Raw genomic sequence first — 501 nt, 5'->3', positions numbered from 1 at the left:
CGCATAGATGCGCCTTTCTTTATGGATTAGAAATAGGTACCAATTTTTCAATTGCAGACTACGGTTAAAAACTTCCTTCTGCTTGACGAATAGCTTTGTAACGAACCATGCCTTCGGTCAGAAAGATGATATTGGCCAAGTCATAGTAGGTGACCTTACCGCCTCGATAATCGTAGACCTGCTGTACTTTCTTCGTTATGAAGTCCTCATTAACTTCAAGCACCAGTTTTTCCAGTTCATCGTAATGGTCAGGGGTGATCTCCCGGCCTTCATGCGGAACCAGCCAAACATTTAATGGAGGATAGTTCTCAGGGTTTTTGTATACCTTCATCGTTACATTTGCTGACGATGCATGAAAATGGTCACCCGCGCTCTTTGTTATGTGTTGAAAATACCAAATGGAAGCACCGATGAAGATTGCATACAGATCAAATCCGTAAATACCAATACCAAGTAGAAGTATGCCTACTACTTGGAGTTTTCTAGCGTGTACTAATAGCA

At 41.7% G+C, this 501-nt stretch carries 1 protein-coding gene; it reads right to left on the bottom strand.

The window, feature by feature from the left end; genetic code table 11:
* Positions 1–64: 64 nt before the first annotated feature.
* A partial coding sequence (locus R7Q46_RS30735; RefSeq protein WP_318078784.1) for a hypothetical protein occupies positions 65–501 on the bottom strand: 437 nt, incomplete at its 5' end.

Source organism: Vibrio sp. 811 (assembly GCF_033339195.1).
This window is presented reverse-complemented; position numbering and strand designations above follow the sequence as displayed.